The organism is Sinimarinibacterium thermocellulolyticum, from assembly GCF_040327995.1.
Classification (GTDB): domain Bacteria; phylum Pseudomonadota; class Gammaproteobacteria; order Nevskiales; family Nevskiaceae; genus Solimonas; species Solimonas thermocellulolyticum.
Genome location: NZ_JBEPIJ010000004.1, coordinates 216688 through 242683 on the forward strand (window position 1 = coordinate 216688; position 25996 = coordinate 242683).

The 25996-nt window shown below is 66.2% G+C and carries 22 protein-coding genes, 3 tRNA genes and 1 pseudogene; 16 read left to right on the forward strand and 10 right to left on the reverse strand.

What is annotated here, in order from left to right:
- Window positions 1–43 precede the first annotated feature (43 nt).
- On the forward strand, window positions 44–289 hold the full coding sequence (locus ABSH63_RS05565; protein WP_352888189.1) for a DUF1289 domain-containing protein: 246 nt from the start codon (window positions 44–46) through the stop codon (window positions 287–289).
- A gap of 26 nt (window positions 290–315) precedes the next feature.
- On the forward strand, window positions 316–759 hold the full coding sequence (locus tag ABSH63_RS05570; protein WP_352888192.1) for an acyl-CoA thioesterase: 444 nt from the start codon (window positions 316–318) through the stop codon (window positions 757–759).
- Here ABSH63_RS05570 and ABSH63_RS05575 read toward each other — a convergent pair.
- Both ABSH63_RS05575 and purB read right to left on the reverse strand, forming a co-directional pair.
- On the reverse strand, window positions 756–1229 hold the full coding sequence (locus tag ABSH63_RS05575; protein WP_352888195.1) for a DUF7931 domain-containing protein: 474 nt from the start codon (window positions 1227–1229) through the stop codon (window positions 756–758). The genes ABSH63_RS05570 and ABSH63_RS05575 overlap by 4 nt on opposite strands.
- A 22-nt stretch (window positions 1230–1251) precedes the next feature.
- On the reverse strand, window positions 1252–2619 hold the full coding sequence (gene purB / locus ABSH63_RS05580; RefSeq protein WP_352888197.1) for an adenylosuccinate lyase: 1368 nt from the start codon (window positions 2617–2619) through the stop codon (window positions 1252–1254).
- Window positions 2620–2712: 93 nt separating this feature from the next.
- Here purB and ABSH63_RS05585 point away from each other — a divergent pair, with 93 nt between their 5' ends.
- The 7 genes from ABSH63_RS05585 (at window position 2713) to aceA (ending at window position 11513) form a co-directional block, all read left to right on the forward strand.
- Entirely contained in the window at window positions 2713–4146 is a 1434-nt protein-coding gene (locus ABSH63_RS05585; protein ID WP_352888199.1) for a class II fumarate hydratase, read from the forward strand.
- 97 nt (window positions 4147–4243) lie between these two features.
- Complete coding sequence (locus ABSH63_RS05590; protein WP_352888201.1) at window positions 4244–5605, forward strand: sigma 54-interacting transcriptional regulator; 1362 nt, start codon at window positions 4244–4246, stop codon at window positions 5603–5605.
- Window positions 5606–5684: 79 nt separating this feature from the next.
- Entirely contained in the window at window positions 5685–7217 is a 1533-nt protein-coding gene (locus ABSH63_RS05595) for a fumarate hydratase (protein WP_352888203.1), read from the forward strand.
- A complete protein-coding gene (locus ABSH63_RS05600) occupies window positions 7214–7714 on the forward strand; it encodes a disulfide bond formation protein B (protein ID WP_352888205.1) in 501 nt (166 codons plus the stop codon). Before ABSH63_RS05595 ends, ABSH63_RS05600 begins: the two co-directional genes overlap by 4 nt.
- A gap of 49 nt (window positions 7715–7763) precedes the next feature.
- Window positions 7764–8246, forward strand: a complete 483-nt coding sequence (rraA, locus tag ABSH63_RS05605; protein ID WP_352888207.1) for a ribonuclease E activity regulator RraA — start codon at window positions 7764–7766, stop codon at window positions 8244–8246.
- An 84-nt stretch (window positions 8247–8330) separates the two neighbouring features.
- The gene (gene aceB / locus ABSH63_RS05610; RefSeq protein ID WP_352888209.1) at window positions 8331–9917 is read left to right on the forward strand and encodes a malate synthase A; all 1587 of its coding nucleotides are present in this window, start codon (window positions 8331–8333) and stop codon (window positions 9915–9917) included.
- A 285-nt stretch (window positions 9918–10202) separates the two neighbouring features.
- A complete protein-coding gene (gene aceA, locus ABSH63_RS05615; RefSeq protein ID WP_352888211.1) occupies window positions 10203–11513 on the forward strand; it encodes an isocitrate lyase in 1311 nt (436 codons plus the stop codon).
- Between the two features lie 105 nt (window positions 11514–11618).
- Here aceA and ABSH63_RS05620 read toward each other — a convergent pair whose 3' ends face one another.
- The gene (locus ABSH63_RS05620; RefSeq protein ID WP_352888213.1) at window positions 11619–13193 is read right to left on the reverse strand and encodes an LVIVD repeat-containing protein; all 1575 of its coding nucleotides are present in this window, start codon (window positions 13191–13193) and stop codon (window positions 11619–11621) included.
- A 131-nt stretch (window positions 13194–13324) separates the two neighbouring features.
- Here ABSH63_RS05620 and ABSH63_RS05625 point away from each other — a divergent pair, with 131 nt between their 5' ends.
- Window positions 13325–14347, forward strand: coding sequence for an SRPBCC family protein (locus ABSH63_RS05625; RefSeq protein WP_352888215.1), 1023 nt, complete (start codon window positions 13325–13327; stop codon window positions 14345–14347).
- Between the two features lie 83 nt (window positions 14348–14430).
- Here the strand turns inward: ABSH63_RS05625 and ABSH63_RS05630 are convergent, their stop codons facing one another.
- Window positions 14431–16539, reverse strand: a complete 2109-nt coding sequence (locus ABSH63_RS05630) for a PhoX family protein (RefSeq protein WP_352888216.1) — start codon at window positions 16537–16539, stop codon at window positions 14431–14433.
- A 178-nt stretch (window positions 16540–16717) separates the two neighbouring features.
- On the opposite strand from ABSH63_RS05630, the gene uvrY reads away from it, so the two are divergent.
- The 6 genes from uvrY (at window position 16718) to ABSH63_RS05660 (ending at window position 20297) form a co-directional block, all read left to right on the forward strand.
- Window positions 16718–17380, forward strand: coding sequence for a UvrY/SirA/GacA family response regulator transcription factor (gene uvrY / locus ABSH63_RS05635; RefSeq protein ID WP_352888217.1), 663 nt, complete (start codon window positions 16718–16720; stop codon window positions 17378–17380).
- 22 nt (window positions 17381–17402) lie between these two features.
- A complete protein-coding gene (gene uvrC, locus ABSH63_RS05640) occupies window positions 17403–19250 on the forward strand; it encodes an excinuclease ABC subunit UvrC (RefSeq protein WP_352888219.1) in 1848 nt (615 codons plus the stop codon).
- Window positions 19251–19307: 57 nt separating this feature from the next.
- Window positions 19308–19868: a CDP-diacylglycerol--glycerol-3-phosphate 3-phosphatidyltransferase gene (pgsA, locus tag ABSH63_RS05645; protein ID WP_352888220.1), complete on the forward strand. Its 561-nt coding sequence runs from the start codon at window positions 19308–19310 to the stop codon at window positions 19866–19868.
- 53 nt (window positions 19869–19921) lie between these two features.
- Window positions 19922–19997: transfer RNA gene (locus ABSH63_RS05650), tRNA-Gly, on the forward strand.
- A gap of 121 nt (window positions 19998–20118) precedes the next feature.
- A tRNA-Cys gene (locus tag ABSH63_RS05655) sits at window positions 20119–20192 on the forward strand.
- A gap of 18 nt (window positions 20193–20210) precedes the next feature.
- Window positions 20211–20297: transfer RNA gene (locus ABSH63_RS05660), tRNA-Leu, on the forward strand.
- Window positions 20298–20362: 65 nt separating this feature from the next.
- Here ABSH63_RS05660 and dksA read toward each other — a convergent pair.
- From dksA to ABSH63_RS05690, 6 genes and pseudogenes are all read right to left on the reverse strand, one after another.
- Entirely contained in the window at window positions 20363–21205 is an 843-nt protein-coding gene (gene dksA, locus ABSH63_RS05665; protein WP_352888221.1) for an RNA polymerase-binding protein DksA, read from the reverse strand.
- Window positions 21206–21318: 113 nt separating this feature from the next.
- The gene (eda, locus tag ABSH63_RS05670) at window positions 21319–21942 is read right to left on the reverse strand and encodes a bifunctional 4-hydroxy-2-oxoglutarate aldolase/2-dehydro-3-deoxy-phosphogluconate aldolase (RefSeq protein WP_352888222.1); all 624 of its coding nucleotides are present in this window, start codon (window positions 21940–21942) and stop codon (window positions 21319–21321) included.
- Window positions 21939–22910 (reverse strand): glucokinase, encoded by a 972-nt coding sequence (glk, locus tag ABSH63_RS05675; protein ID WP_352888223.1) that lies wholly within the window; start codon window positions 22908–22910, stop codon window positions 21939–21941. The genes eda and glk overlap by 4 nt, the downstream gene beginning before the upstream one ends.
- Window positions 22911–22920: 10 nt before the next feature.
- A complete protein-coding gene (gene edd, locus ABSH63_RS05680) occupies window positions 22921–24741 on the reverse strand; it encodes a phosphogluconate dehydratase (protein WP_352888224.1) in 1821 nt (606 codons plus the stop codon).
- Window positions 24738–25442: a 6-phosphogluconolactonase gene (pgl, locus tag ABSH63_RS05685; RefSeq protein WP_352888225.1), complete on the reverse strand. Its 705-nt coding sequence runs from the start codon at window positions 25440–25442 to the stop codon at window positions 24738–24740. Before pgl ends, edd begins: the two co-directional genes overlap by 4 nt.
- A pseudogene (locus tag ABSH63_RS05690) lies at window positions 25435–25869 on the reverse strand (glucose-6-phosphate dehydrogenase); the annotation flags it as partial. The gene pgl and the pseudogene ABSH63_RS05690, both read right to left, overlap by 8 nt.
- Window positions 25870–25996: the final 127 nt, after the last annotated feature.

A 25996-nucleotide genomic window follows, 5' to 3' on the forward strand; every position in this document is an offset into this window, starting at 1 on the left:
CTCACCGACGCGGCCATCGGTAAGATGGCCGCGTTTTTCGTCGATGACGCAGCGTTTCGTGTCCGAGCCCGTGCCGTCCGAACATTTTGGCGATGTGCCATCGCCGTGCATCAAGGTGTGCACGCTCGACGCCCGCGGCCTGTGCACGGGCTGCCTGCGCCATATCGACGAGATCACGTGCTGGGGTGCGGCAACACCGGCGCAGCGGCGGGCCATCCTCGATCGCATCGCCCAGCGCCGGGCCGCACTCGCAGCGGCCTTGAACCGTGAGCAAGGGGCAGAAACTTGAACCACAGCGTTTCGCAGAAGACGGCCGTGCAACAGACTCTTTCGCAGCAAGATTTCGCTTTCACCTGCCGCGTGCCGACGCGTTGGTCGGATCTCGACATGCTCGGCCACGTCAACAACGCGCGCTTCTTCTCGTTCGACGAGAGCGCGCGACTCGAGTACTTCGGCGAGCTGATGCGCGGCGATCCAACGTTCTGGAAGGAGCGCGGCTTCATCCTTGCACGCATCGAGTGTGATTTTCTCGCCCAGCTCCATCACCCGGCGGTGGTCGACATCGGCTTTCGCATCGCGCGTATCGGGCGTAGCAGCATGAACACGCTCGCCGGCATGTTCGTCGACGGCAAGCCGGTGGCGGTCAGCCGCGGCGTCCTGGTGTGGTTCAACTACGAACTGCAAAAGCCGCAGCCGGTGCCCGACGATGTGCGCGCGCTGATCCGTGCGCGCGAGGTCATCGCGCCGGAGGAAAACTAGATCTTCAGCTCGCTGAACTCGCGCGCGGGCACGCCGCGCGCCCAGAGGTCGTCGAAATCCTTGAGGCGCAGCCGCGCGTCGAGCGGTGCATCGGCGTGGTAGCGCGCCTGGAGCGCCTCCGGCGAGGCGCGCTGCAGCAGACTGCGGCCGTCGGCGATGACCCATTCCTCGACCACACCGAGATCGGCCTCGTCGAGTTGACGGAACTGGATGCGGCTGGGCAACCTGCGCGCGAGCTCGACGAAGCGATGCGCGGAGCGCATCGCCAGCGCCGGCTGGTTCACCAGCACGCGAACGCGCGCACGCTCATGGGCGAGGCAGAAGTGTTTGATCCGTTCGACCAAGCCCTCGTCGCCGTAGATCGCCGCGTCGAAGCCGTGACTGAGTATCGCCAGCTCGTAGCGCGCCTGCGCGATCAGGCGCTGCAGCGCGGCGGCGTAGCCTGCGCGGCCGCTGACGGTTTCGGGCATACGGCCGCGCTCGTCCATCGCCTCACACCGCCTTGGCCTGATCGACGGCGTTGCCGATGTAGCTCGCCGGCGTCATCTGCAGCAGGCGCTGCTTCTCCGCTTCCGGCAGGTCGAGCGCGGAGACGAACGCGCGGATCGCGTCGCGGCCGATCCGCTGTCCGCGCGTCAGGCGCTTGAGCTGCTCGTAGGGCTCGGGCAGACCATAGCGGCGCATCACCGTCTGGATCGCCTCGCCGAGCACTTCCCAATTCTGGTCAAGGTCTTGCCCCATGCGCCAGGCGTCGGCTTCGAGCTTGCCGATCCCCTTGACGATCGCCTGGTAGGCGATCAGCGCATGGGCGGCACCGACGCCGAGGTTACGCAGTACGGTCGAGTCGGTGAGATCGCGCTGCCAGCGCGAGATCGGCAGCTTCTCGGCGAGATGCTGCAGTACCGCGTTGGACAGCCCCAGGTTGCCCTCGCCATTCTCGAAATCGATCGGATTGACCTTGTGCGGCATGGTCGAGCTGCCGACCTCACCGTCGACTGTCTTCTGACGGAAGTAGCCGACCGAGATATAGCCCCAGATGTCGCGGCAGAAGTCGATCAGGATGGTGTTGATGCGCGACAGCGCGTGGAAGTACTCGGCGATGTAGTCGTGCGGCTCGATCTGGGTGGTCGCCGGCGAGGCTTCGATGCCCAACGAAGTGAGGACTTCCCGGGTCAGCGCCGGCCAGTCGACGTCCGGGTAGGCCGCCAGGTGCGCGTTCCAGTTGCCGACTGCGCCGTTCATCTTGCCGAGGATCGCCACCTGCGCGAATTGTTCGCGCTGACGGCGCAAACGGTGCACGAACACGGCCATCTCCTTGCCCAGCGTCGTCGGCGATGCCGGCTGGCCGTGGGTGCGCGACAGCATCGGCTGTTCGGCATAGGCGTGTGCCAGGCCGCGGATGGACTTGATCACCTGGTCGATCGCCGGCAGCAGCACCTGTTCGCGCGCATCCTTGAGCATCAGCGCGTGCGCGAGGTTGTTGATGTCCTCGGAGGTGCAGGCGAAGTGAATGAACTCTTTGATGCCGCCGAGCTCGGGATGCGAGCTGATGCGCTCCTTGAGGTAGTACTCGACGGCCTTGACGTCGTGATTGGTCGTGTCCTCGATCGCCTTGACTCGCTGCGCCTCCTCGATCGTGAAGTTCTCGGCGATGCGGTCGAGCTTTTCGCGCGCCGCGGCCGAGAGCTTGGCCACCTCGGTGATCGACGGTTGCGCCGCCAGCGTCTCCAGCCAACGGATCTCGGCGAGCACGCGGTAACGCATCAGTCCGTACTCGCTGAAGATCGCGCGCAGCTTGACGGTCTTTTCGGCGTAACGGCCGTCGACGGGGGAGATGGCGGACAGCGAGGTCAGATTCATGTCGAGCAAAAGCGGGGTAGACGATGCCCGGCACATCGCGGGCAGGGGTCGTATTGTACGCCTACGATCTCGCCTGACCCTGAAAGACACGACATGACACACCGCCATACGACTTCGAACCGGCCCTCGCGTGGCTCGGCCTACCGCACCGAGCGTGACACGCTCGGCCTGATCCAGGTGCCGACGAAGGCGCTCTGGGGCGCACAGACGCAGCGCGCGATCGAGAACTTCCCGGTCAGCGGCCGCGGCATGCCGGCGAGGTTCATCCGCGCGCTCGGACTGATCAAGGCGGCAGCCGCCGATGCCAACGCCGCGCTCGGTCTGATCGAGCGGCCGATGGCCGAGGCCATCGCCAGGGCCGCGCTCGAAGTGGCCGAAGGTACGCACGATGATCAGTTTCCGGTGGACGTGTTCCAGACCGGTTCGGGCACGTCGAGCAACATGAACGCCAACGAGGTGATCGCCCGTCTGGCGAGCCGCACGCTCGGGCGCGCGGTGCATCCGAACGATCACGTCAACTGCAGCCAGTCGTCCAACGATGTCATCCCCAGCGCCATCCATCTTGCGGCCCTGCTCGCGCTGCGCGAGTCGTTGCTGCCGGCGCTGCACCATTTGGCGACGACGATCGAGCGCAAGGGGCGCAGCCTGCGGCACGTGACCAAAACCGGCCGCACGCACCTGATGGACGCGATGCCGTTACGTTTCGACCAGGAGCTGTCGGGTTGGGCACAGCAGATCCGTCACGCGCTCGCGCGTCTGCAAGCGACCGCGCCGCGTCTGCAACGGCTCGCGCTCGGCGGCACCGCGGTCGGCACTGGCGTCAACGCGCATCCACGCTTCGCCGCCATGGCTTGCCGGGCGTTGTCGCGGCGCCTGGGTGTGCGCTTGGCCCCGGCCGAGAACCATTTCGAGGCACTCGCCAGCCAGGACACCGCGGCGGAACTCTCGGGCCAACTCAAGGTTACCGCCTGCGCAATGATGAAGATCGCCAACGATCTGCGCTGGATGAACTCCGGCCCGCTGGCCGGACTCGGCGAGATCGAACTGCCGGCGCTGCAACCGGGTTCGTCGATCATGCCGGGCAAGGTCAATCCGGTGATTCCGGAATCGGTGTGCATGGTCGCGGCAGCGGTGATCGGCAACGACGCCGCGATCACGCTCGCTGCGCAATCCGGCAACTTCCAGCTCAACGTGATGCTGCCGCTGATCGCCGACCGGTTGCTCGACAGCTTGCATCTGTTGTCCGCCGGCGCCCGCTTGCTCGCCGACCGCGCGATCGCCGGCTTCACCGTGCACACACGCGCCATCGGCGAGAAACTGGCACGCAATCCGGTGTTGATCACGGCCGCGAATACGGTCATCGGGTACGAGCGTGGCGCGGCGATCGCCAAGCAGGCGTATCGCGAGGGGCGGCCGATACTCGATGTCGCGGTGGAGCTGACCGGCATGCCGCGCGGCGAACTGGCGCGCTTGCTCGATCCGCGGGCGCTGACGCGCGGCGGCCTGCCAGGGCGGCCCAGGTCGTGACCGCCTGCGCCCGACACCGTTGATCGGCGTTGGCCTACGGCCCGTCGGTCGCCGGATTCGTATTCTGCGGACGCTGCTTTAAGTTGCGGTGAAGCCCGTGAACGGTGATCCACCGATGTTCGACTTCAACTGGCGTAACGCCCGCCGCAAACCGCAGGACCCGCAGGCCGAGGGTGCCGAACGCCCAGTGCCGTTTCTCGCGGTCTACGCGCCGACCGAATGGGGGCTCGCCGATCCCGCCTGGCAGGATCTGTTACAGAAGGCGGTGCCCATCGGATGCCGCGTCGCGATGCGCGCCGTCGAACAGACACCGCCGGAGGTATCGGCGGCGCCGCTGGATGCTGAGTTCGCGCTGGGTCTGTTCGTGCCGCCGGCGGCGCTCGACCGGCTGGCCGACCGCGTACTCGCTGCCCGCGAAGCGGGTGCGGCGGCGACGCTGATCGTCGCCGTGCAAGGCCAGCAGCTCGCCGCGCTCGGACGCTGGCTGCAGTCGCGCGCGCACAAGGGGCGTCTGGTCGGCCTGCGCCTGATCCTGGCGCGCGACACCGAGGACGTACTGCGCCAGCTGCCGGAGCGTATGCGTCACGGCGTCGAGGACAACCTGATCCGCATGCCGGTATCGACCGAAATCGAAGATTCTCCGCACAAGAATTTCTTCGTCTTCAGTCCGGAACTGCAGTCGCTGGTCGGCCGTATCCGCGCGTATGCCCGCAACGGCATCTCGCGCGCCTACCTGCTCGGCGGACCCGGCAGCGGCAAGACCTCGCTGGCGTATTTTTACTATCTGGTCCGCAACAAGGGGCGCTTCGTGTCGGTGAACCTCGCCGCCGAGAACACCGGCGACAAGGCAGCCGTCAAATCCCTGCTTTGCGGCCATGTCATGGGCGCTTTTCCCGGCGCGGGCGCACGGCTGGGTGCCTTCACGGTGGCGCGCGACGGCGTCTGCTTCATCGACGAGGCGCACGGCGTGACCGGTGCGGTCATGGAAGTCTTGATGGAGGCGCTCGACAACGGCCAATACATGCCGTTCGGCGCCTCGGCCAAGCAGCCGCTCGATTGCGCGCTGCTGTTTGCCACCAACCGCAGCTGGGCCTCGCTGCAGGCCTCGGTCAACATCGACGAGTTCACGCGCCTGGGCGCGGCCGTGCTCGAAGTGCCCGAGTTGTACAAGCGCGAGGAAGACCTGATCGCGGTGGTGGCGACGACGCTGGCGCGCTTGGGTGCGAGCTGCACGACCTGGACCGCGCCCGAGGGCATCGACGAGGCGGCCTGGCGACGCATCCGCGAATGCCGCTGGCACGGCAACGTACGCGCACTGGTGCGCGTGATCGAGGCGGCTTTCGTCGAAACGGCGGCCAATGGCGCCACCACGTTGATCCCGGCCGCGGCGATCGAGGGCGGCATCGCGCTCTGGGAGCCGGCCCAGCATCACAGCCATCGCCTCTACGCGGCGGCGTGAGGCGCCCCTGGGCGCGGGCCGCGAGGCGCAAAACCGGGTAGGATGCGCGCCCGGTGATCTCTCCGAGCCGCGCAGCCGTATGACTACGATCCGCCAGGACGACTTCATCCAGTCCATCGCCGACGCCTTTCAGTACATCAGCTACTACCACCCGCTGGACTACATCCGCGCCCTCGGCGAGGCCTACGAGCGGGAAGAGAATCCCGCGGCCAAGGACGCGATCGCACAGATCCTGACCAATTCGCGCATGAGCGCGGAAGGTCACCGGCCGATCTGCCAGGACACCGGCATCGCCACGGTCTTCCTCAAGGTCGGCATGAACGTGCGCTGGGACGCCGCGCTCTCGGTCACCGACATGGTCAACGAGGGCGTGCGCCGCGCCTACAACCATCCGGACAACAAGCTGCGCGCCTCGGTGCTCGCCGATCCGGCCGGCAAGCGCATCAACACCCGCGACAACACCCCGGCCGTCATCCACTATGAAATCGTGCCGGGCGATCATGTCGAGGTGATCTGCGCTGCCAAGGGCGGCGGCTCGGAAGCCAAGGCCAAGATGGCGATGCTCAATCCGAGCGATTCGATCGTCGACTGGGTGCTCAAGACGGTGCCGACGATGGGCGCCGGCTGGTGTCCGCCGGGGATTCTCGGCATCGGCATCGGCGGTACGCCGGAAAAGGCCATGCTGCTGGCCAAGGAAGCGCTGATGGCGCCGGTGGACATCCACGCACTCAAGGCCCGCGGGGCCAAGAACCGTGCCGAGGAGCTGAGGATCGAGCTCTACGAGAAGGTCAACAACCTCGGCATCGGCGCGCAGGGCCTGGGCGGCCTGACCACGGTGGTCGACGTCAAGGTGCTGGACTACCCGACACACGCCGCGAACTTGCCGGTCGCGATGATCCCGAACTGCGCGGCGACGCGTCACGTACACTTCGAACTCGACGGTTCCGGTCCGGCCGAACTGCCGACGCCCAGACTCGAGGACTGGCCGAAGGCGACCTGGCAGGCCGATACGAGGACGGCAACCCGCGTCAATCTCGACACGTTGACCCGGGACGAGGTCGCAAGCTGGAAGCCGGGCCAGATCCTCCTGCTCAACGGCAAGATGCTCACCGGACGTGATGCCGCGCACAAGCGCATTCAGGATATGCTGGCGCAAGGCGAGAAGCTACCGGTCGATTTCACCAACCGCGTCATCTACTACGTCGGTCCGGTCGATCCGGTGAAGGGGGAGGTCGTCGGTCCCGCCGGTCCGACGACGGCGACACGCATGGACAAGTTCACCGAGATGATGCTCGCCAAGACCGGGCTGATCGCCATGATCGGCAAAGCCGAGCGCGGTCCGGTGGCGATCGAGGCGATCAAGAAGCATCGGAGCGCCTATCTGATGGCGGTCGGCGGAGCGGCCTATCTCGTCGCCAAGGCGATCCGCAGCGCGCGGGTCGTCGCCTTCGAGGATCTGGGCATGGAGGCGATCTACGAGTTCGAGGTGCAGGACATGCCGGTGACGGTCGCCGTCGACGCGAGCGGCGAGTCGGTGCACGAATCCGGGCCCAAAGCCTGGCAGGCGAAAATCGCCGGCCGCATCGGCAACGTTCCCGTGGCGCTCGCATGATCGCTTCGTTCCGCACGCTCGCCTTGCTCGGCTTTCTGGCCTGCGTCTTGGGCATGGCCTTTGCGCTGTACCTGGAGCATTTCCGCGGCTTCGAGCCGTGCCCGATGTGCATCTTCCAGCGCGTGGCGATGATCGGCGCCGGCCTGGTCTTTCTCGCCGCGGCCCTGCACGGCCCCCGTGGTTTCGGCCGCTGGGTCTATGCGCTGTTGGCCGCCACCGTCTCGGGCATCGGTGCCGGCATCGCCGCGCGCCACGTCTGGCTACAGTCGCTGCCCGAGGATCAGGTTCCGGCCTGCGGACCTACGCTCGACTACCTGATGGACATGATGCCCTTGACGGAGGTCGTGCGCCTGGTGCTTGAGGGCGACGGCAACTGCGCCGTCATCGATGCACAGTGGCTCGGCATCTCGCTGCCGGGCTGGACCCTGATCGCATTCATCGGTCTTGCACTGTGGGCGCTGATCGCGCCGGTGCTCGCGCGCCGCCCCGGCTGGTGACCGTGCCCGACGATTCCCGATTCCGCAGTTCCCGATTCCCGGCAAATCCATGACCTACGCGACGACCGATCTCTCCGATGCTCATCCCGAAGCCCAGGTGGCCGAGCCGATCTTCGGTGATTTTGGCGGGCTGACCGATTTTCACGGACCGATCAAGACGCTCAAGGTGTTCGAGGACAACGCGCTGGTGCGCGCGACGTTGGAGACGCCGGGCGAGGGCAGAGTGCTGGTCGTCGACGGCGGCGGCTCGAACCGCTGCGCGCTGGTCGGCGGCAACCTCGGCCAGCTCGCCGTCGACAACGGCTGGGCCGGTATCGTGGTCTTTGGCTACGTACGCGATGCCGATGAACTGGCCGAACAGGCGATCGGCATCAAGGCGCTGGGCACCCATCCGCGCAAGTCGGAAAAAGGCTTGCATTCTGCGGTGCAGGACAAGACGGTGAGTTTCGCGGGGGTCACCTTCCGGCCCGGCGCCTGGCTGTACGCGGATGCCGATGGCATCGTCGTCAGCGATGCCCCGATCCACGGCTGAGCCTGCGCCAAGCGTGGCCGCGAGCGGAGAAACCGGCTAAAGTCCGCGCCGCTTTTTGGTTCAAACCGACGAGAGGTCCCAATGATGAGCGGAGTCAAAGGCGTCGAGATCCTTGGCGCGATCAAGCCGGCCTACAAGAAAATCCTGACGCCGGAAGCCTTGAAGTTCCTGGCGACGCTGGTGCGCAAACACGGCCCGACGCGCGACAAGCTGATGGCCTATCGCGCCGAGCGCCAGGCCGCGGTCGACGCCGGCAAGCTCAAGCTCGGCTTTCTCAAGGAAACGGCGAAGATCCGTGAGGGCAAGTGGAAGATCGCCGGCATTCCGGCCGACCTCATGGACCGTCGCGTCGAAATCACCGGACCGGTCGACCGCAAGATGATCATCAACGCCCTGAACTCGGGCGCCAAATGCTTCATGGCGGACTTCGAGGATTCGGCCGCGCCGACCTGGGATCTGATGATGGACGGGCAGGTCAACCTGTTCGATGCGGTGCGCCGCAAGATCAGTTTCACCAACGAGGCCGGCAAGGAATACAAGCTCAACAAGGACATCGCCACGCTGATCGTGCGTCCGCGCGGCTGGCATCTGCTGGAGAAGCACATCTTGATCGACGGTGAGCCGGCGCCCGGCGGCATCGTCGACTTCGCACTGTTCTTCTTCCACAATGCCAAGGAACAGCTCAAGCGCGGGACCGGCCCGTACTTCTACCTGCCGAAGATGCAGTCGCATCTCGAAGCCCGGTTGTGGAACAGCATCTTCAAGGACGCGCAGGACCTGCTGAAGATCCCGCAAAAAACGATCAAGGCCACCGTGCTGATCGAGACGATCTGGGCCGCGTTCGAGATGGACGAGATCCTCTACGAGCTGCGCAACCACATCGTCGCGCTCAACTGCGGCCGCTGGGACTACATCTTCAGCTTCATCAAGACCTACCGGAATCATCCCGACCGCATCATTCCGGACCGCCATAGCGTCGGCATGGATCGCCACTTCCTCGACAGCTATTCCAAGCTGCTGTGTGAAACCACGCACAAGCGCGGCGCACAGGCGATGGGCGGCATGGCCGCATTCATCCCGATCAAGAACGATCCGGCCAAGAACGAGCAGGTGTTCGCCAAGGTCGCTGCCGACAAGCTGCGCGAGGTCAAAAACGGGCATGACGGCACCTGGGTCGCGCATCCGGGCCTGGTACCGGTGGCGATAAAGGTGTTCGACGAGCACATGCCCACGCCCAATCAGGTCCACAAGCAGTTCGACTACAAGATCAAGGCCAAGGACCTGCTCGAACTGCCGGAAGGCCAAATCACCGAGGACGGTCTACGCAACAACATCAACGTGGGCATCCAGTACATCGAGGCGTGGATCAGCGGCAACGGCTGCGTCCCGCTACACAATCTGATGGAGGATGCCGCGACGGCCGAGATCTCGCGTGTGCAGGTGTGGCAGTGGGTCAAGTACGGCGTCACGATGGCCGATGGCCGCACCGTCACGCGCGAATTGGTGCTGCGTATGATCGACGAGGAACTGGCGACGGTGCGCAAGGCGCTCGGCGACGAACGCTTCTACAAGGGCCGGTTCGCCGAGGCCGCGGGCATCTTTGCGCGCATGTCCACGGCCGCGCAGTGCGCGGACTTTTTGACCTTGCCTGCGTACGAGTACCTCGACTGAGGGCCGACCGCGGCAGACACGACGGGGCGCGATTGCTGGCGCCCCGTTTTCATGTCCGCGACAGAACACGTCAGCCCTGTGTGTCAATGGCATCTGCAGCAGTGGGCAAATCCGACTGCGTGCTTGTGCGCTGCAAAATGATTGCCGCTATAATCGCGGCCCCTTACGGCATACCCCTGCGTCGGCGTCCGGTCCCGGCTCGCACGCAGCGTGCGGACAGCTGCCGCGAGGCTCAGTTTCGACGAGCCGGAGTTCGGTTTCTTTGACCCGAGAGGACTGTTGCAGATGACCACCCGTGACGAGCAGATCAAGGCCCTGGAAAAGGATTGGGCGGAGAACCCCCGCTGGAAGAACGTCAAGCGCGGCTACACCGCCGCCGACGTGGTCCGCCTCCGGGGCTCCCTGCAGATCGAGTACACGCTGGCCAAGCGCGGCGCGGAAAAGCTCTGGCGCCTCGTCAACGGCGAGGCCAAGAAGGGCTATGTAAACGCCTTCGGCGCGATCACCGCCGGTCAGGCCATGCAGCAGGCCAAGGCCGGCCTCGAGGCCGTGTATCTCTCTGGCTGGCAGGTCGCCGCCGACGGCAACACCTCCGAGACCATGTACCCGGACCAGTCGCTCTACGCCTATGACTCGGTGCCGACCATGGTCCGCCGCATCAACAACACTTTCAAGCGTGCCGACGAGATCCAGTGGTCGCGCGGCATCGGCCCCGGCGACAAGGACTTCATCGACTACTTCCTGCCGATCGTGGCCGACGCCGAGGCCGGCTTCGGCGGCGTGCTCAACGCTTTCGAGCTGATGAAGAACATGATCGCCGCCGGTGCGGCCGGCGTGCACTTCGAAGACCAGCTCGCAGCCGTGAAGAAGTGCGGCCACATGGGGGGCAAGGTGTTGGTGCCGACGCAGGAAGCGATCGAAAAGCTCATCGCCGCGCGCTTCGCCGCCGACGTGATGGGCGTGCCGACCATCGTGCTCGCACGCACCGACGCCGAGGCCGCCAACCTGCTGACCTCGGACCACGACCCCAATGACAAGCCGTTCATCACCGGCGAACGCACGTCCGAGGGTTTCTATCGCGTCAAGAACGGCCTCGAGCAGGCCATCTCGCGCGGCGTCGCCTACGCGCCCTACGCGGACCTCGTCTGGTGCGAGACCGGCACGCCGGATCTGGGCTTCGCCCGCGAATTCGCGCAGGCGGTCCATGCCAAGTGCCCGGGCAAGCTGCTCGCCTACAACTGCTCGCCGTCGTTCAACTGGAAGAAGAACCTCGACGACAAGACCATCGCCAAGTTCCAGGACGAGCTGTCAAAGCTTGGCTACAAGTACCAGTTCATCACGCTCGCCGGCATCCACATCAACTGGTACAACACCTTCCAGTTCGCGTACAACTATGCGCGTGGCGAGGGCATGAAGCACTACGTGGAGATGGTGCAGGAGCCGGAGTTCAAGGCGCGCGAGCAGGGCTACACCTTCGTTTCGCACCAGCAGGAGGTTGGCGCCGGCTACTTCGACGACGTCACCACCGTGATCCAGGGCGGCAGCTCCAGCGTCAAGGCGCTGACCGGCTCCACCGAGGAGGAACAGTTCCACTGATCGGCCAGATGCCTCCGACGGACGTCGAGCATCGAACGAAACCCCCGAGTCCATCGGGGGTTTCTTTTTGACTCGAAGCCGCGCGCCGCTGGCATCGAGAGCGCTTCACCTGGCCCGCGGGAGCGGCTCGCGGATCGGGTAGACGCCGTTGGTGAACGCCAGCACCATGAAGCCGTTGTCCATGCAGCTCACCCAGATCCGGCCGTCGACGAACTGCGGTGGCGAGCTGCACCAGTCGGCGCTCAGGTTGCCGGAGACGGGGCCGCTGCCCAGATCGTCGAGCAGCCCCGGCAACGCGGCGACGTAGTCGACCACGGACGCGACATCGCGCATCAGCGTTTCCGCGAACGAGTCCGATCCGGCGCTGTTCAGATCGGAAATCGTCGGCAGCACACCGCCGACCCAGGCGTGCAGCGAGTGTTGCAGTTGCAGCCCCTTGCCGGTCTGCGCCGGCGGGTTGTAGTAGGCGATCTCGCGCACCTGCAGCGGATCGCGGATGTCGAACACACGGATGCCCGACTGGAAGTAACCGCAGGCCAGCGCCGTCGGATCGGCATGGCGATCGACACTGCAGTAGTGCGCCTCGTAGCCGAAGGCACCATTGCCGGCGACGTCGACGCGGCGCAGATCGGCGTTCTCGCTGAACTGGATCTGGAGCTGGATTTGCTTGACGACCTTGGGCTCAGCGGGATCGACGATGTCGACGATGCGCACGCCCTCGGAGTTGAACTCGTCGGCGACGATCAGGTGCGGCCTGCCGTTCCAGCTCACGGGGATTGCATGCTGGGCGCAGCTCGTCGCGTTCCACGTCAATGAGCCGATTTGTCGCACCTGCGGCGCCGGCTTACGGGCCTGCACCTCGCTGACGTCGAGAATCGTCACGCCGCCGGGGAAACAGGTGGCGAGGTACATGGTGTTGCCGTCGGCGCTGAACTCGGCACCGTGATTCGCCGGTATGCCCTTGAGCCCGGTGTAGATGATGCGCGGCGAAGCCGGATCGCGGGTGTCGATCGCGGTGATCGAGCCGCCGACGAGACCCGTCGCCCAGTAAGTCATGCCATCCGGCGCCCAGTTGCCCTCGTGACCGAGCACGTTGCTCGGAAACGACAGGCTGGTGCCGCCGATGCCATTCAGGTGCACCGGCTTGGCGCAGTCGGAGATGTCGTAGACATCGAAGAATGCACCGCCCACCAGAGGGCCGACGGCGACGCCGCCGAGCAGCTCGCGCGCTGCGTTGACCTTGAGCGATTCCCAGGTGCCGGCCGCCATCGCAGGGGCGGTGAGCGTCGTCGCCAGCACCGGCCGCGTCGGATCGCGCGCATCGACGACATGCACGCCGGGATTCGGTTGCAGCAACTGCAGCGGGTCGATCAGCACACCGCTGGTCGCAAGGTAGGCACAGGTGTCGAACGCCGGATTGACGATGCTCGCACCCACACCCTGATACTGGCCGACGAGTTCGAGGTTGCACGAGTAGCCGAGCAGATTGCGACCACTCTGGCGATCGGCAATCGGCACCTGTCCCTGCAGGCCGGTTTCCGGCCGCGAACCGGGCCCGCAGTCGGCCAGCATCGTGCCGTTCTCCGGGATCGTGGATGGCCCCGGGGTGTCGCTGCTGCCGCAGCCGCCGAGCAGCAGCAGCAGCGAGGCCAACGCCGGTCTCAGGCCAAATTGCGTCATTTTTTGATCTCCTTGCTCGCACTCGTGCACAGCACGCACGACGTTTTGCACGACTTTAGGCGAGTCGACTCCGCGGCGCACGCGCTAAGATCGGCACGGCCCCCATGCGCGGCGGGCACAGGGGGAGAAACATGCGTCTACTCAAGTGGCTGCTGGTCACGGTGGCCGTTCTGGTGCTCGGCCTGGTCGGGGTCGGCTTGTTTCTGCCAGACGAAGCTAGGCTGGAGCGCTCCGTGGTCGTCGATGCACCGCCGGCCACCGTCTACACCGCGCTCAACGGCTTCCGACGGTTCAACGAGTGGTCGCCGTGGGCCGGGCTCGATCCCGATGCGCGCTATACCGACGAAGGCCCGCCGGTCGGAGTCGGCGCCAAGCAGAGCTGGAACAGCGAGGATCCCGCCGTGGGCAGCGGCAGTCAGCAGATCGTCGAGGTCGAGCCCTTCGAGCGGATCCGCATGCGCCTCGCGTTCGCGGGCTTCGACAGCGAGAACTACGCGAGCTACACACTCGCGCGGCAAGGTGAGGGCACGCGCGTCACCTGGGGCTACGAGAGTCGCTTCTACGGCAACCTGATGGCACGCTACTTCGGTCTGATGCTCGACCGCATGCTCGGACCGCAGTACGAGCAGGGGCTGGCCAAGCTCAAACCACTGCTCGAATCACTGCCCAAGGATGACCTCAGCACGCTCGAAGTGACGGTAATGCAGGTCGAGCCGCAGCCGATCGTCTACCAGTCGGGTTCGGCCAACGCCGCCGATGCCGCCGAAGTGCTCGGCGGCATCTACGCGCGGCTGTCGGCGCACATGGCTGCGAACGGGCTTTCGGAAGCGGCGCCGCCGATCGCGATCACGCGCGAGTACGACGAAGAAACCGGCACCTGGCGCTTCGACGCGGCGATGATCGTCGATCGCGCCGATCCGCCGGCGGCCGAAGGCGAGGGCATCCGCGCCGGCACCACCTACGGTGGCTGGGTCGCGCGCGCCGTGCATACCGGCCCCTATGCGGACAGTGACGCCACATACCGGCAGCTGATGACGTGGCGCATCGTGGCCGGCTTACAGGACAACGGCGATCGCTGGGAGCAGTACGTCAGCGATCCCGGCACGACGCCGGAGTCGGAGTTGAAGACGCACATCTACTGGCCGATCAAGTAGCCGCGGTCACGGCCACAACGGACGAAAAAAGGCCCGCGTGCGCGGGCCCTTTGATACGGGGAGGGTGCTGCCCAAGAAGCGCTTCACACACCGATCGGGCCGCCGTCGTCGCGCGTGATGACGATGGTGGCCGAGCGCGGACGTTGGCCGGCTGCGCCGGTCTGCAGCGCGTTGCGGCTCGGGTTGGGCCAAGTACTGTCGAGCTGATCCAAGGTGCCATCCTCGCCGGGGTGCTGGACGTTGACGAACATGGTTCGGTAGTCCGGCGTCATGTCCACACCGGTGATCTCACAGCCGCGCGGGCCGACGAGGAAGCGACGCACCGTGTCGCCCGTGGCTTTGGCCCCGGCGATGGTCGGTGCATTCGTGGTCGTGACGACTACGCCGTCACCGACCCGTCCCGGCAGTGCCGCCAGCATCTGGTTGTTGCTGCGATCATTGCCCGGAAAGACCCCGTCGTCGGTCTGGATCCACAGCACGCCGCGGGCATCGAACCACAGCCCGTCGGGGCTGGAAAAGTCGTTGGCATCGGTCAGCCCCGAGACGTTCGTGGTCGCGGGATCGGCATCGGAAGCCGCACCGAACAGGAAGATGTCCCAGTCGAAGCGCATCGCCTCCTGCACGCCGCCGGATTCGCGCCAGCGGATGATGTGCCCGTTGGCGTTGCCAAGACGCGGATTGGCGGCGTCGGCCTGACCCTGCTGGGTGCGGCGCGTGTTGTTGGTCAGCGTCAAGTAGACCTCACCGTTGACCGGGTTCACCGCGGCCCACTCCGGGCGGTCCATCTTGGTCGCGCCGACCGCGTCCGCCGCCAGGCGCGTCGCGATGCAGACGTCGGCCTGGCTCGCGAACGGGAACAGCGTATTGTTGATGTCCAGGCCGTTCTGGTTGTGCACCAGCGCGATCCATTCACCGCTGCCGTCGGCGTTGAACTTGGCGACGTACAGCGTGCCGTGGTCGAGGTACTTCGCGCCGACGGCGAGGCGGTCGCTGCGCTCGGCATCCGCCGGATCCCAGTTCTCGGCCGAGACGAACTTGTAGATGTACTCGAAGCGGGCATCGTCGCCCATGTAGAACACCAGCGGCCGGCCGGGGATGGCCGGCGCTGCCCAGCAGCCCTCGTGGACGATGCGGCCCAGTGCCGTACGCTTCTGCGGGCGCGAATCCGGATCGAACGGGTCGATCTCGACGATGTAACCGAAGGTGTTGGCCTCGTTGCGGTAATCGGTGGTCGCACTGCCGCCGGGCTGGGCGGTGATGTTGAAGCGGCGGTAGACGTCGGCGTCGACGGTGTCCCATTTGCGATAGGAGAAACCGGCGCTGTTCGGACTCAAGCCGTTGCGCGCCAACTGGGCGTTGTCGGCGGCATTGCGCAGAGCGACGTCGTCTCCGCGCTTCCAGTAGGAGAACCAGTTCTCCTCGCAGGTCAGGTAAGTCCCCCAAGGCGTGTGACCATGCGCGCAGTTGTTGAGCGTGCCGCGCGTGCGCGTGCCGTTGGGCGAAAACGGTGTGAACAGCCGCGCGCTGCCGCGCGCCGGTCCGGTGATGTCCATCTCGGTGAACGGCGTGATACGGCGGTTGAATGGCGAGGTCCGCACATAGGACATCCGATTGCTGCCGACTTCGCGTCGCACTTCGATGATGGAGACGCCGTGAGCGTTCATTTCCTTGTCGACTTCCGCCTGCGGACGGTTGCCGTTGACGTCCTGGGTCGGTCCGGCCACGTGCAGGTAGGCATCGAGCACCTGCTCGTGGTTGATCGCCAGCAGGCCGCGGTCGGAGCGAGTGCGAGCCCACTGGCCCGCGTCGGACAGGCCGAAATAGGCCATGCCGTCGTGCTGGTCGCCGGCGCGGCGATCCGAGGCGGTGTCCGTGCCATCGTTGCGGAAGTCGGGGGTTCCCCCGTCGATGGGATCGCCAAAGGCGTACAGCACCGTGGCGCTGTAGCCGGCAGGCAGGGTCACGGCATCGTTGCGATTCTTTGCCACCGCCGCAAAGCCCAGCGAACGCGGCGCGCCGGCTTCATCGTCGTCGTCGCTACAGCCGACCAGCGCCAGACTGCCGAGCGTCGTCGCGCTGGCCAGGGTGACGCCGCCACGCAGAACGTCGCGCCGCTGCAGACGCGCGGACAGGACGTCCTCGAAGCGGGTGTTGGCCGAATGATTGTGGATTTCGTCAGGATGCGTGCTCACGGAAGACTCCTGCTTGCATGAAGGGGCTGGCTACGGGTAGCGCGAGCCTAGGCGGGGTCAGTGAAGCTTTCGGGACGATTCGATGACACGCACGTCGGTGTCGCCATTCCAGCGGGGGTGCACCGCCGCCGCGTCGCGTTCGATCGCTGCTAAGATCGCCGTGCAAAGGAGATTCACGATGATTCGCATCATGCTGGTCGACGACCACCGCCTGGTCCGCGCCGGACTCAAGCGTGTGTTGACCGAGGTCGCCGACATGACCGTCGTCGCCGAAGCCAGCAGCGGCGAGGAAGCCTTGGAACTGGTTCGCGATGCCGCACCCGATGTCGTGTTGATGGACATCAACATGCCGGGCATCGGTGGGCTGGAAGCGACGCGACGACTGCTGCAGCGAGTGCCGACCGCCAAGGTCATCGTCGTGTCGATGCACTTGGAGGAGCCGTATCCGAGTCGCATGCTCGCAGCGGGTGCCGCCGGCTATATCAGCAAGGACTCGGCGGCCGACGAGGTCGTCACCGCGATCCGGCGCGTTCACGGCGGTGGGCATTACGTCGCCGCCGATGTCGCCGGCAACCTCGCCGCGAGTCTGGTCAAGGGCCCGAGTGGCGCATCGCCGTTCGATCAACTCTCGCAGCGGGAAACCCAAGTGATGTTGATGGTCACCAAGGGGTACTCGACCCAGGAGATCTCGGACCGTCTGCATCTGTCGCCAAAGACGGTGAGCACTTACCGTTACCGGTTGTTCGAGAAGCTGGGCGTGGGCAATGACGTCGAGCTCACCCGCATGGCCATGCGCTACGGCCTGCTCGACGAACGCGCGGGAACCCGCAACGAACCTTGAGCGGACCCATCCGGCCGTATCGATGGGCTCCACCGACACGCCGTTCGACCACACGGCGTTCCTGTCGCAACTGAGCAGCCTGCCCGGCGTCTACCGCATGTACGGCGCCGGCGACGAGCTGCTGTACGTGGGCAAGGCACGCAACCTGCGCAAGCGCGTCGGCAGCTACTTTCTGCGCGCGAGCGGCAATCCCCGCATCGAAAGCATGGTTGCCCAGATCCGCCGCATCGAGGTGACGCTCACGCACACCGAGGATGAGGCCTTGCTGCTCGAAGCCAACCTCATCAAGGAGCTCAAGCCGCGGTACAACGTCTACTACCGCGACGACAAGAGTTACCCCTACGTGCGGTTCAGCGCGCACGAATTTCCGCGCATTTCGTATTACCGCGGAGCGCGTAGTGGGCACGATCGCTATTTCGGCCCGTTTCCGAGCGCATCCGCGGTGCGCGAGACCTTGCAGTCGCTGCAAAAGTTGTTCCGCCTGCGGCCGTGTCGAGACAGTTTTTTCGCCCACCGCGATCGGCCTTGCTTGCAGTATCAGATCAAGCGCTGCTCGGCGCCTTGTGTCGGCCTGATCAGCGCCGATGACTACGCACACGACGTGCGCAATGCCATGCGCCTGCTCGAAGGCAAGGGCGACGAGCTGGCGCTGGAGCTGCAACAGCAGATGGAGCGCGCCGCCGACGCGCTGGAGTTCGAGCTGGCGGCCCGCTTGCGTGACCAGATCGCAGCGCTCAAGCGTATCCGCCAGAGCCAGACGATGACCGGCGGCGCACGGAATCTCGACGTGATCGCGGTCGCGCTGCATCCGGCGAGCAGTTGCGTGACCGTGGTCAGCGTGCGCGACGGCGTGAACCTGGGACACCGCAGTCATTTTCCGCAACACCCGCTGCATGCAGAAGCGGAGGACTTGCTGGAAAGCTTCATCAGCCAGCATTACCTGCAGCAGCCGCCACCGGCGGAACTTTTGGTGAGTCATGCGCTCGCGGACCCCGCGCTGATCGAGCACGCCTTAAGCCAGCGCGCACAGCGGCGGATACGCATCAGCCGACCGAGCCGTGGCCCACGGCAGCGTTTGCTCGAAATGGCGCAGCAGACGGCAGATCAGGCCCTGTCGGCGCATCTGCTGGAAGCCGCGACGATGGACGAACGTCTGCTCGAACTCGCGCGCGTGCTCGATCTCGAACGAGCACCGCAGCGGCTGGAATGCTTCGACATCTCGCACACGCAGGGCGAGCGGGCGGTTGCGTCCTGCGTGGTCTTCGGGCCGCAGGGGCCGCTCAAGAGCGGCTATCGCAAATTCAACATTGAGGACATCGAACCGGGCGATGACTACGCGGCGATCCGGCAAGCGGTCGGTCGGCGCTTCGCGCGGATGCGCGGGCAGGGCGCTGCGATGGCCAGCGCGGACGGTCCCGCGGCGCAGACCCCGGATGTGCTGTTCATCGACGGCGGCACCGGCCAACTCAACGCCGCGCTCGAAGCCCTGGAGGAACTCGACATCACCGATCTGCGCGTGGTTGCGATCGCCAAGGGTCCGAGCCGCAAACCGGGGCTGGAGGAGCTGATCCTGCCGGAACGCGACGGCGCGCTGCGGCTGCCGCCGGACTCGCCGGCGCTGCACCTGATCCAGCGCATTCGCGACGAAGCCCACCGTTTCGCCCTCACCGGACATCGAGGGCGTCGCGACAAGGCTCGTCTCAAATCTGGGCTCGACGAAATCGACGGCCTGGGGCCCGTGCGGCGGCGTGCACTGCTGCGCCACTTCGGCGGTCTCGCGCAACTCAGGCGCGCCAGCGTCGAGGAGCTTGCCCAGGTCGATGGGGTCTCGCGCACGCTGGCCGAACGCATTTATGCGCATTTTCACTAAAGCGCGGCGCATCGTGCAGAATTGCTATGCTGTGCGCGCCCGGATGGCCACCCGACCGTGACCCTGACCCTGCCGTTGCTGTTGACCTTACTGCGGGTGGCCGTAATTCCGCTCGTTTTGGCGCTGTTCTACCTCGATTGGACTTATGCGCGCCAGCTCGCCACCGTGCTGTACACCGCGGCGGGGATCACCGACTGGCTCGATGGCTACCTGGCGCGGCGCTGGAACCAGGAAAGCAAGTTCGGCGCGTTCCTCGATCCGGTGGCCGACAAACTGCTCGTCGCCGTGTGCCTGGTGATGCTGCTGCGCGACGACCCGGGCGGCATCCTCGCCGTGATCGTCGCGATCATCATCGGTCGCGAGATCACCATTTCCGCGTTGCGCGAATGGATGGCCGCACTCGGCCAGCGCACCAGCGTTGCAGTGAGCTGGATCGGCAAATGGAAGACGGGTTTTCAGATGACGGCCATCGGCATGATGATCTGGCAGGTTCCAGTATTCGGCATGCCCATCTACGACATTGGTTACGGTCTGTTACTGATTGCCGCGGCACTCACGCTGTGGAGCATGTTCGTCTACCTGCGCGCGGCCTGGCCCATCATGCTCGGGCGCAAATGAGGGCACGAGAATCCTTGACTTCGTGCGGCTGCCCTCTAAAATACGCGCCTCACGCGGGAATAGCTCAGTTGGTAGAGCGCAACCTTGCCAAGGTTGAGGTCGCGAGTTCGAGCCTCGTTTCCCGCTCCAAGTTCTCGTGAAACCCCGGCGGGCTCGACGGGGTTTTTTATTCTGCAAAGTCGTCCAAGACCAAGCGGACTTGCCGAACGCGCAGCGAATGTGCTGATAGAATCGGCGCGTCTTGTCTCGGGGCTAGGTGGCAGAGTGGTTATGCAGCGGACTGCAAATCCGCGTACGCCGGTTCAATTCCGACCCTAGCCTCCATCTCGCTGAGCATCCGTCGCCCGTGTGGCGGAATCGGTAGACGCAAGGGACTTAAAATTCCTCGATCTGACGATCATGCCGGTTCGAGTCCGGCCGCGGGCACCACACCGCCGCAGCCAGACACGAAAAAGCCCCGCTTGGCGGGGCTTTTCGTTGACTGCGGGGCAGGTTCAACGGTCGCGAAACTGCGCCTCGATGCGCTCATCCTGACCTTTGACATCGACGCAGACCGTTGCCGTCGGACGGGCGAGCAGGCGCGGGATGCCGATCGGATCGCCGGTCTTCTCGCAGTAGCCGTACTCCTTGGCCTCGATGCGGCGCAAGGCATCGTCGATCTTGCGCAACAGCAGCGACTCGCGCTCGCGCAGGCGCAGATCGAGCCAGTGTTCTTCTTCCGCGGTTGCGCGATCGGCGGGGTCGGCGAACACCTCGCGCTCGTGCAGGCGTTCTTTGACGTCCATCTCGCGTTGGAGCACTTCCTGTCGCATCTGCAGCAGGCGACGACGAAAGAACTCCAGTTGCACGTCGTTCATGTAATCGTCGTCGGGCATCCGCTTGATGTCGTCTTCGGTCAAGCTTGGATCGAACGAGGTGATACGGACTTTGCGGTTGTCGTCCTCGGTCATGTGCGCGGCGCGGGAAACGGGCGCATCTGCTGATCCAGATTTTGCGGACCTGGCATTCGTGGCAGTTTTATCAGGAGTTTTATGGGGCGCGGCGGCGGCCGCGTCGCCACGGGTCGGTCGGTTTGCAGATTTCACCGACCGAGTCTTCAGCGACTGGGACTTCTCGACCGCCGACTTCGCTTCGGGTTTCGCCTTCGGCGCGGATCGGGGCTTCGCGGTCTTCTTGGTCGCCGGCTTCTTGGGCGCGTCTTTGCGCGCGGTCTTGGCGGCGACGCCTTTGGTCAGGGCGCCCTTGAGCCGGCCGAGCAGACTGCTCCCCGTGGACTTGGTCTTGCCCGTCTGGCGTGTCGCTGCAGGCTTGGATTTCGCTGACTTCTTCGTCGTCATTGAGCCACCCACTCACACCAAGATGTGTGTGCGCCTTGGCGCAAAGGCGGGCGTTATACACCCCCAGGGCAAGGCGGTCAATGAATTGGCATCATGACTTAACATAATATACATTATGCACAATGTTGCGCACGCAAAGCGGCCGCCGCTTTCGCGCGCTCGAACACCTCGTCGGCGTCGAAACGCTCTGGCACGAGCCAACTGCCCCCCACACAGAGCACGGCTTCAAGCCCGAGCCATGTCGCGGCAGACGCCTGCGTGATGCCGCCGGTCGGACAGAAACGGCACTGCGAGAACGGTGCGGCCAGCGCCTTGAGCGCGTTGACGCCGCCCGCCGCCTCGGCCGGAAAGAACTTGAAGCGATCAAAGCCCAGTTCCAGGCCGCGGATGATGTCACTGGCCGTGGCCACGCCCGGCAGAAACGGGATGCCGCGCGCCAGCGCCTGACGCGCCAGCGTCTCGGTCAAGCCGGGACTGACGACGAAGCGTGCGCCGGAGCGCACGCAGGCATCGAGGTCGCGGCCGTTCAGCACGGTGCCGGCGCCGACGATCGCGCCGTCGACGCGCGACATTTGCCGGATCGCATCCAAAGCGGCCGGCGTGCGCAAGGTCACTTCCAGCGTCCGCAAGCCGCCGGCGACCAGCGCCTCGGCGAGCGGTCGCGCGATGAGCGCATCGTGGACCGTGAGCACCGGAATCACCGGCGAGCTGCGCATCAGCGCGTCCATACTGGTCACGACAGGTGCTCCTTCACGTAAGCGGCGGCGGCGCCATACAGACCCGGCTCCGGGTGCACGATGAGCTTGACGGGAATCTGGGCCATGCGCCGTTCGAACCGTCCTTTTGCAGTGAAGCGCGTGCCGAAACCGGAGCGCGGCAAGACATCGGCGAGCCGCAGGCCCAGACCCCCACCGATGACGACCGCCGATGCACCATGCGCCAAGGCGATGTCGCCGGCAAACGAGCCCAGACTCAGGCAGAACCGCTCCAGGGTCCGAGCGGCGAGATCCTCGCTGCCCTCGATCGCGGCCTTCCATAAGGCTCTTTCGTCCGCCGTCGGCATCACGGCAACCCGTTCGAGCACGGCCAGCACTTCATACAGCTGCGCGAATCCCGGCCCGGAGATCACGCGCTCGGACGACACTCGCGGGTAGCGCCGGCGCAGATGCGCGAGGATCGCATCGTCGATCGGATCGACGGGCGCAAAGCCGATGTGGCCGCCCTCGCTCTCGATGATGAAGTCGCGGCCATCGCGGCGCAGGATCTGCGCCACACCCAGTCCCGTGCCCGGCCCGACGACGCTGATCACCCCTTGGGTCGGCAGCGGCAGATCCGGGCCGCAGAGATGACGTAGATGTTCGTCCTCGAGCTGCACTACGGCATGACTGACGGCGCCGAAGTCGTTGATCAGGCTGTATCGCTCGAGCCCCAGGCTCGATGCCAGCTGCGCCGGCCGGATCACCCAGGGATTGTTGGTGAGCTTGAGGACTTCACCGTCGATCGGACCGGCGACGGCGATCGCGGCACATCGCGGCGCCGGCCGATCGAGGCGAGCCGCGAAGCAGTCCCAGGCCGCGCGCAGACTCGCGTGCTCGGCGGTCTTGAGGATGACCGGCTCGCCGAGGGCCACCACCCTGCCCGGCATCAGCTCCGCCAGCGCGAAGCGCGCGTGCGTGCCGCCGATGTCGACTGCGACGATCTGCATGACTCCGGGCTCAGAGCCCCGCGACGGCGAGCATCGCCGAGGCGCCTGCCTCGGCACCGTCGACCGAGCGGCGCATCAGCGCGAACAGCTCGCGGCCGGTGCCAGGCGCCTCTGCCGGTGCGGCGTCCGCCGTCCGCGCTTGCCACGTCGACGCATCGACCAGCGCATCGACGCGGCCCTTGTGCGCACACAGGCGCACGAGGTCGCCATCGCGCAGCTTCGCCAGCGGGCCACCGCCAGCGGCTTCGGGGCTGAGGTGAATCGCCGCCGGCACCTTGCCGGAAGCGCCGGACATGCGGCCGTCGGTCACCAGGGCGACGCGATGGCCGCGGTCCTGCAGCACGCCGAGCGTTGGCGTGAGTTTGTGCAGCTCGGGCATGCCGTTCGCGCGCGGGCCCTGGAAACGCACGACGACGACGACATCGCGATCCAGCTCGCCGGCCTTGAATGCGGCGATGACCGCGTCCTGGTCCGCGAACACGCGTGCCGGGGCTTCGATGGTCCAGCGTGCCGGATCGACGGCGCTGGTCTTGAAGATGCCGCGGCCGAGATTGCCCTGCACCAGCCGCATGCCCCCGTCCGCACGAAATGGCGAGGACACGGGACGCAGCAGACTGTCGTCGCCGCTTTGTGCCGCCGGCGCGTGCCATTCGAGTTGCCCGTCACCGAGCGTGGGCGTGCGCGCGTAGTCACCCAGATCGCGCCCGGCGACGGTGAGCAGGTCGCGGTGCAGCAGACCGGCCTCGAGCAGCTCGCGAATCACCCAGGCCATGCCGCCGGCGGCATGGAACTGGTTCACGTCGCCGGAACCGTTCGGGTAGATGCGCGCGAGCAGCGGCACGACCGACGACAGACGATCGAAGTCCTCCCAGTCGATGCGAATGCCGGCGGCGCGCGCGATTGCCGGCAGATGGATCGCGTGGTTGGTCGACCCTCCGGTCGCGAGCAGGCCCACGGCGGCGTTGACGATGGCCTTCTCGTCCACGCAGCGGCCGAGCGGTCGATAGTCGTCGCCGTGCCAGCCGATCTGCGCAAGCCGATGCACGGCCGCGCGCGTGAGCGCCCGGCGCAGCGGTGTGCCCGGATTGACGAAGGCGGCGCCGGGCACGTGCAGGCCCATGACCTCCATCATCATCTGGTTGCTGTTCGCAGTGCCGTAGAAAGTACAGGTGCCGGACGTGTGATACGACGCCGCCTCGGCCTGCAGCAGTTCGTCGCGGCCGGCGCGACCTTCCGCGAACAACGGGCGAATGCGCTGCTTTTCCTGGTTCGGCAGGCCCGAGGGCATCGGCCCGCCCGGCACGAGAATCGCCGGCAGATGGCCAAAGCGCAGCGCGCCGATCAGCAGGCCCGGCACGATCTTGTCGCAGATGCCGAGCAGCGCCACCGCTTCGAACATGCCATGCGACAGCGCCACGGCCGTCGACAGCGCAATCGTGTCGCGGCTGAACAGCGACAGCTCCATGCCCGGCTGACCCTGGGTGATGCCGTCGCACATCGCCGGCACGCCGCCGGCGACCTGCGCGGTCGCGCCGACCTCGCGGGCGTAGCGCTTGATCTCGTCCGGATAAGCGCCATACGGCTGATGCGCGGACAGCATGTCGTTGTACGCGGTGACGATGCCGATGTTCGGCGCACGCAGTGCACGGATTGCGAGCTTGTCCTCGCCCGCCGCCGCAAAGCCGTGCGCGAAATTGCCGCAGGACAGCCGGGGGCGCTGCACCCCGCTGCTGCGCTCGCGCTCGATCAGCTCCAGATACGCCTGCCGCGTCGGGCGCGAGCGCTCGACGATGCGGTCGGTGACCGCCGCCACGGTGGCATCGAGGCTCATGTCGGGCTCCAGTGGATCGCGACCGGCATGCGCGCCGACGCCAGCACGCGGCCGATCGGACTGTCGGGGGGATCGCCGCGCAGCGCGCGCGTAACGACCGCGCGCTTGGCCTCACCGGTGAGCGTGAGCAGCAGGCGCCTCGCCGATGCAATGGCGGCCCGCGTGAGCGTGACGCGGGCAACCGGCGCCTCGGCCGGCAGCGGATCGGGCAGCACACCGATCGCGCGGCGCTGCGCCGGGGCATCGAGCGCCGCGTGCAGATCGGGACCGGGGAAGATCGACGCCGTGTGCCCGTCACTGCCAACGCCGAGCCAGACCAGATCCGGCGGCCACGGCAGCGTCTGCAGCACGCGATCGGCGCGCTCGCCGGCGGCATGATGCGGATCGGGCTCGGCATCGAGCAGCGGCACGATGCGCGCGCCGGTGCGATCGAAGTGCCGCCGCAGCAGTACGACGTTGCTCAGCGCATGCGTCTCGGGCACCAGTCGCTCGTCGGTGGGAATCAGCGTGACGCGCGACCAGTCCAGCGGAGCGCGCGCCAGACGCTCGAAGGCTGCGACCGGCGTGCGCCCGCCGGGCAGCGCGAGCAACGCCTGCCCGCTCGCTTGCAGGCGTTCGCGCAGCAGCGCCGCGACCTCGTCGGCCACCGCCTGCGCCATCTGCGCCGCGTCGGCGTGCAGTGTCCAGACCGCCTCACTCATGCCAGCTCACCCCATCGCGCTCGGTCAGCGCGATCGATGCGGCCGGCCCCCAGGTGCCGGCGGTATAGCGTCGCGGTTGCAGGCTGGCGGCGGCGCAGGCGGCGCGGATGCCGTCGATCCACTGCCACTGCGCCTCGACCTCGTCGCGACGCACGAACAGCGTCGGATCGCCTTCGATCAGGTCGAGCAAGAGGCGCTCGTAGGCGATGCGCCGGCGCCCGGCGAACGTGCTGCTCAGCGACACGTCCAGCGGCACCTCCTGCAGACGGATGCCACCGCGGTCGAGCCCCGGCTGCTTGGCCATGACGTAGAGGCGCACGTACTCCTCGGGCTGTAGGCGGATCACCAGCGTGTTGGCCTGTAGCACGCTGTGCGCCTCACCGAAGATCGAATGCGGCACACCCCTGAACTGCACGACGATCTCGGAATAGTGTCGCCTCCCCCAGTTTAGTGCCACGGATTACTAGAGGTCTCGGGGTGGTGGTGAAGTCGGTATTCGACGGGCGTGAGATCGCGTAGTGACTCGTGCGGGATCTCGTGGTTGTAGTCGTGCA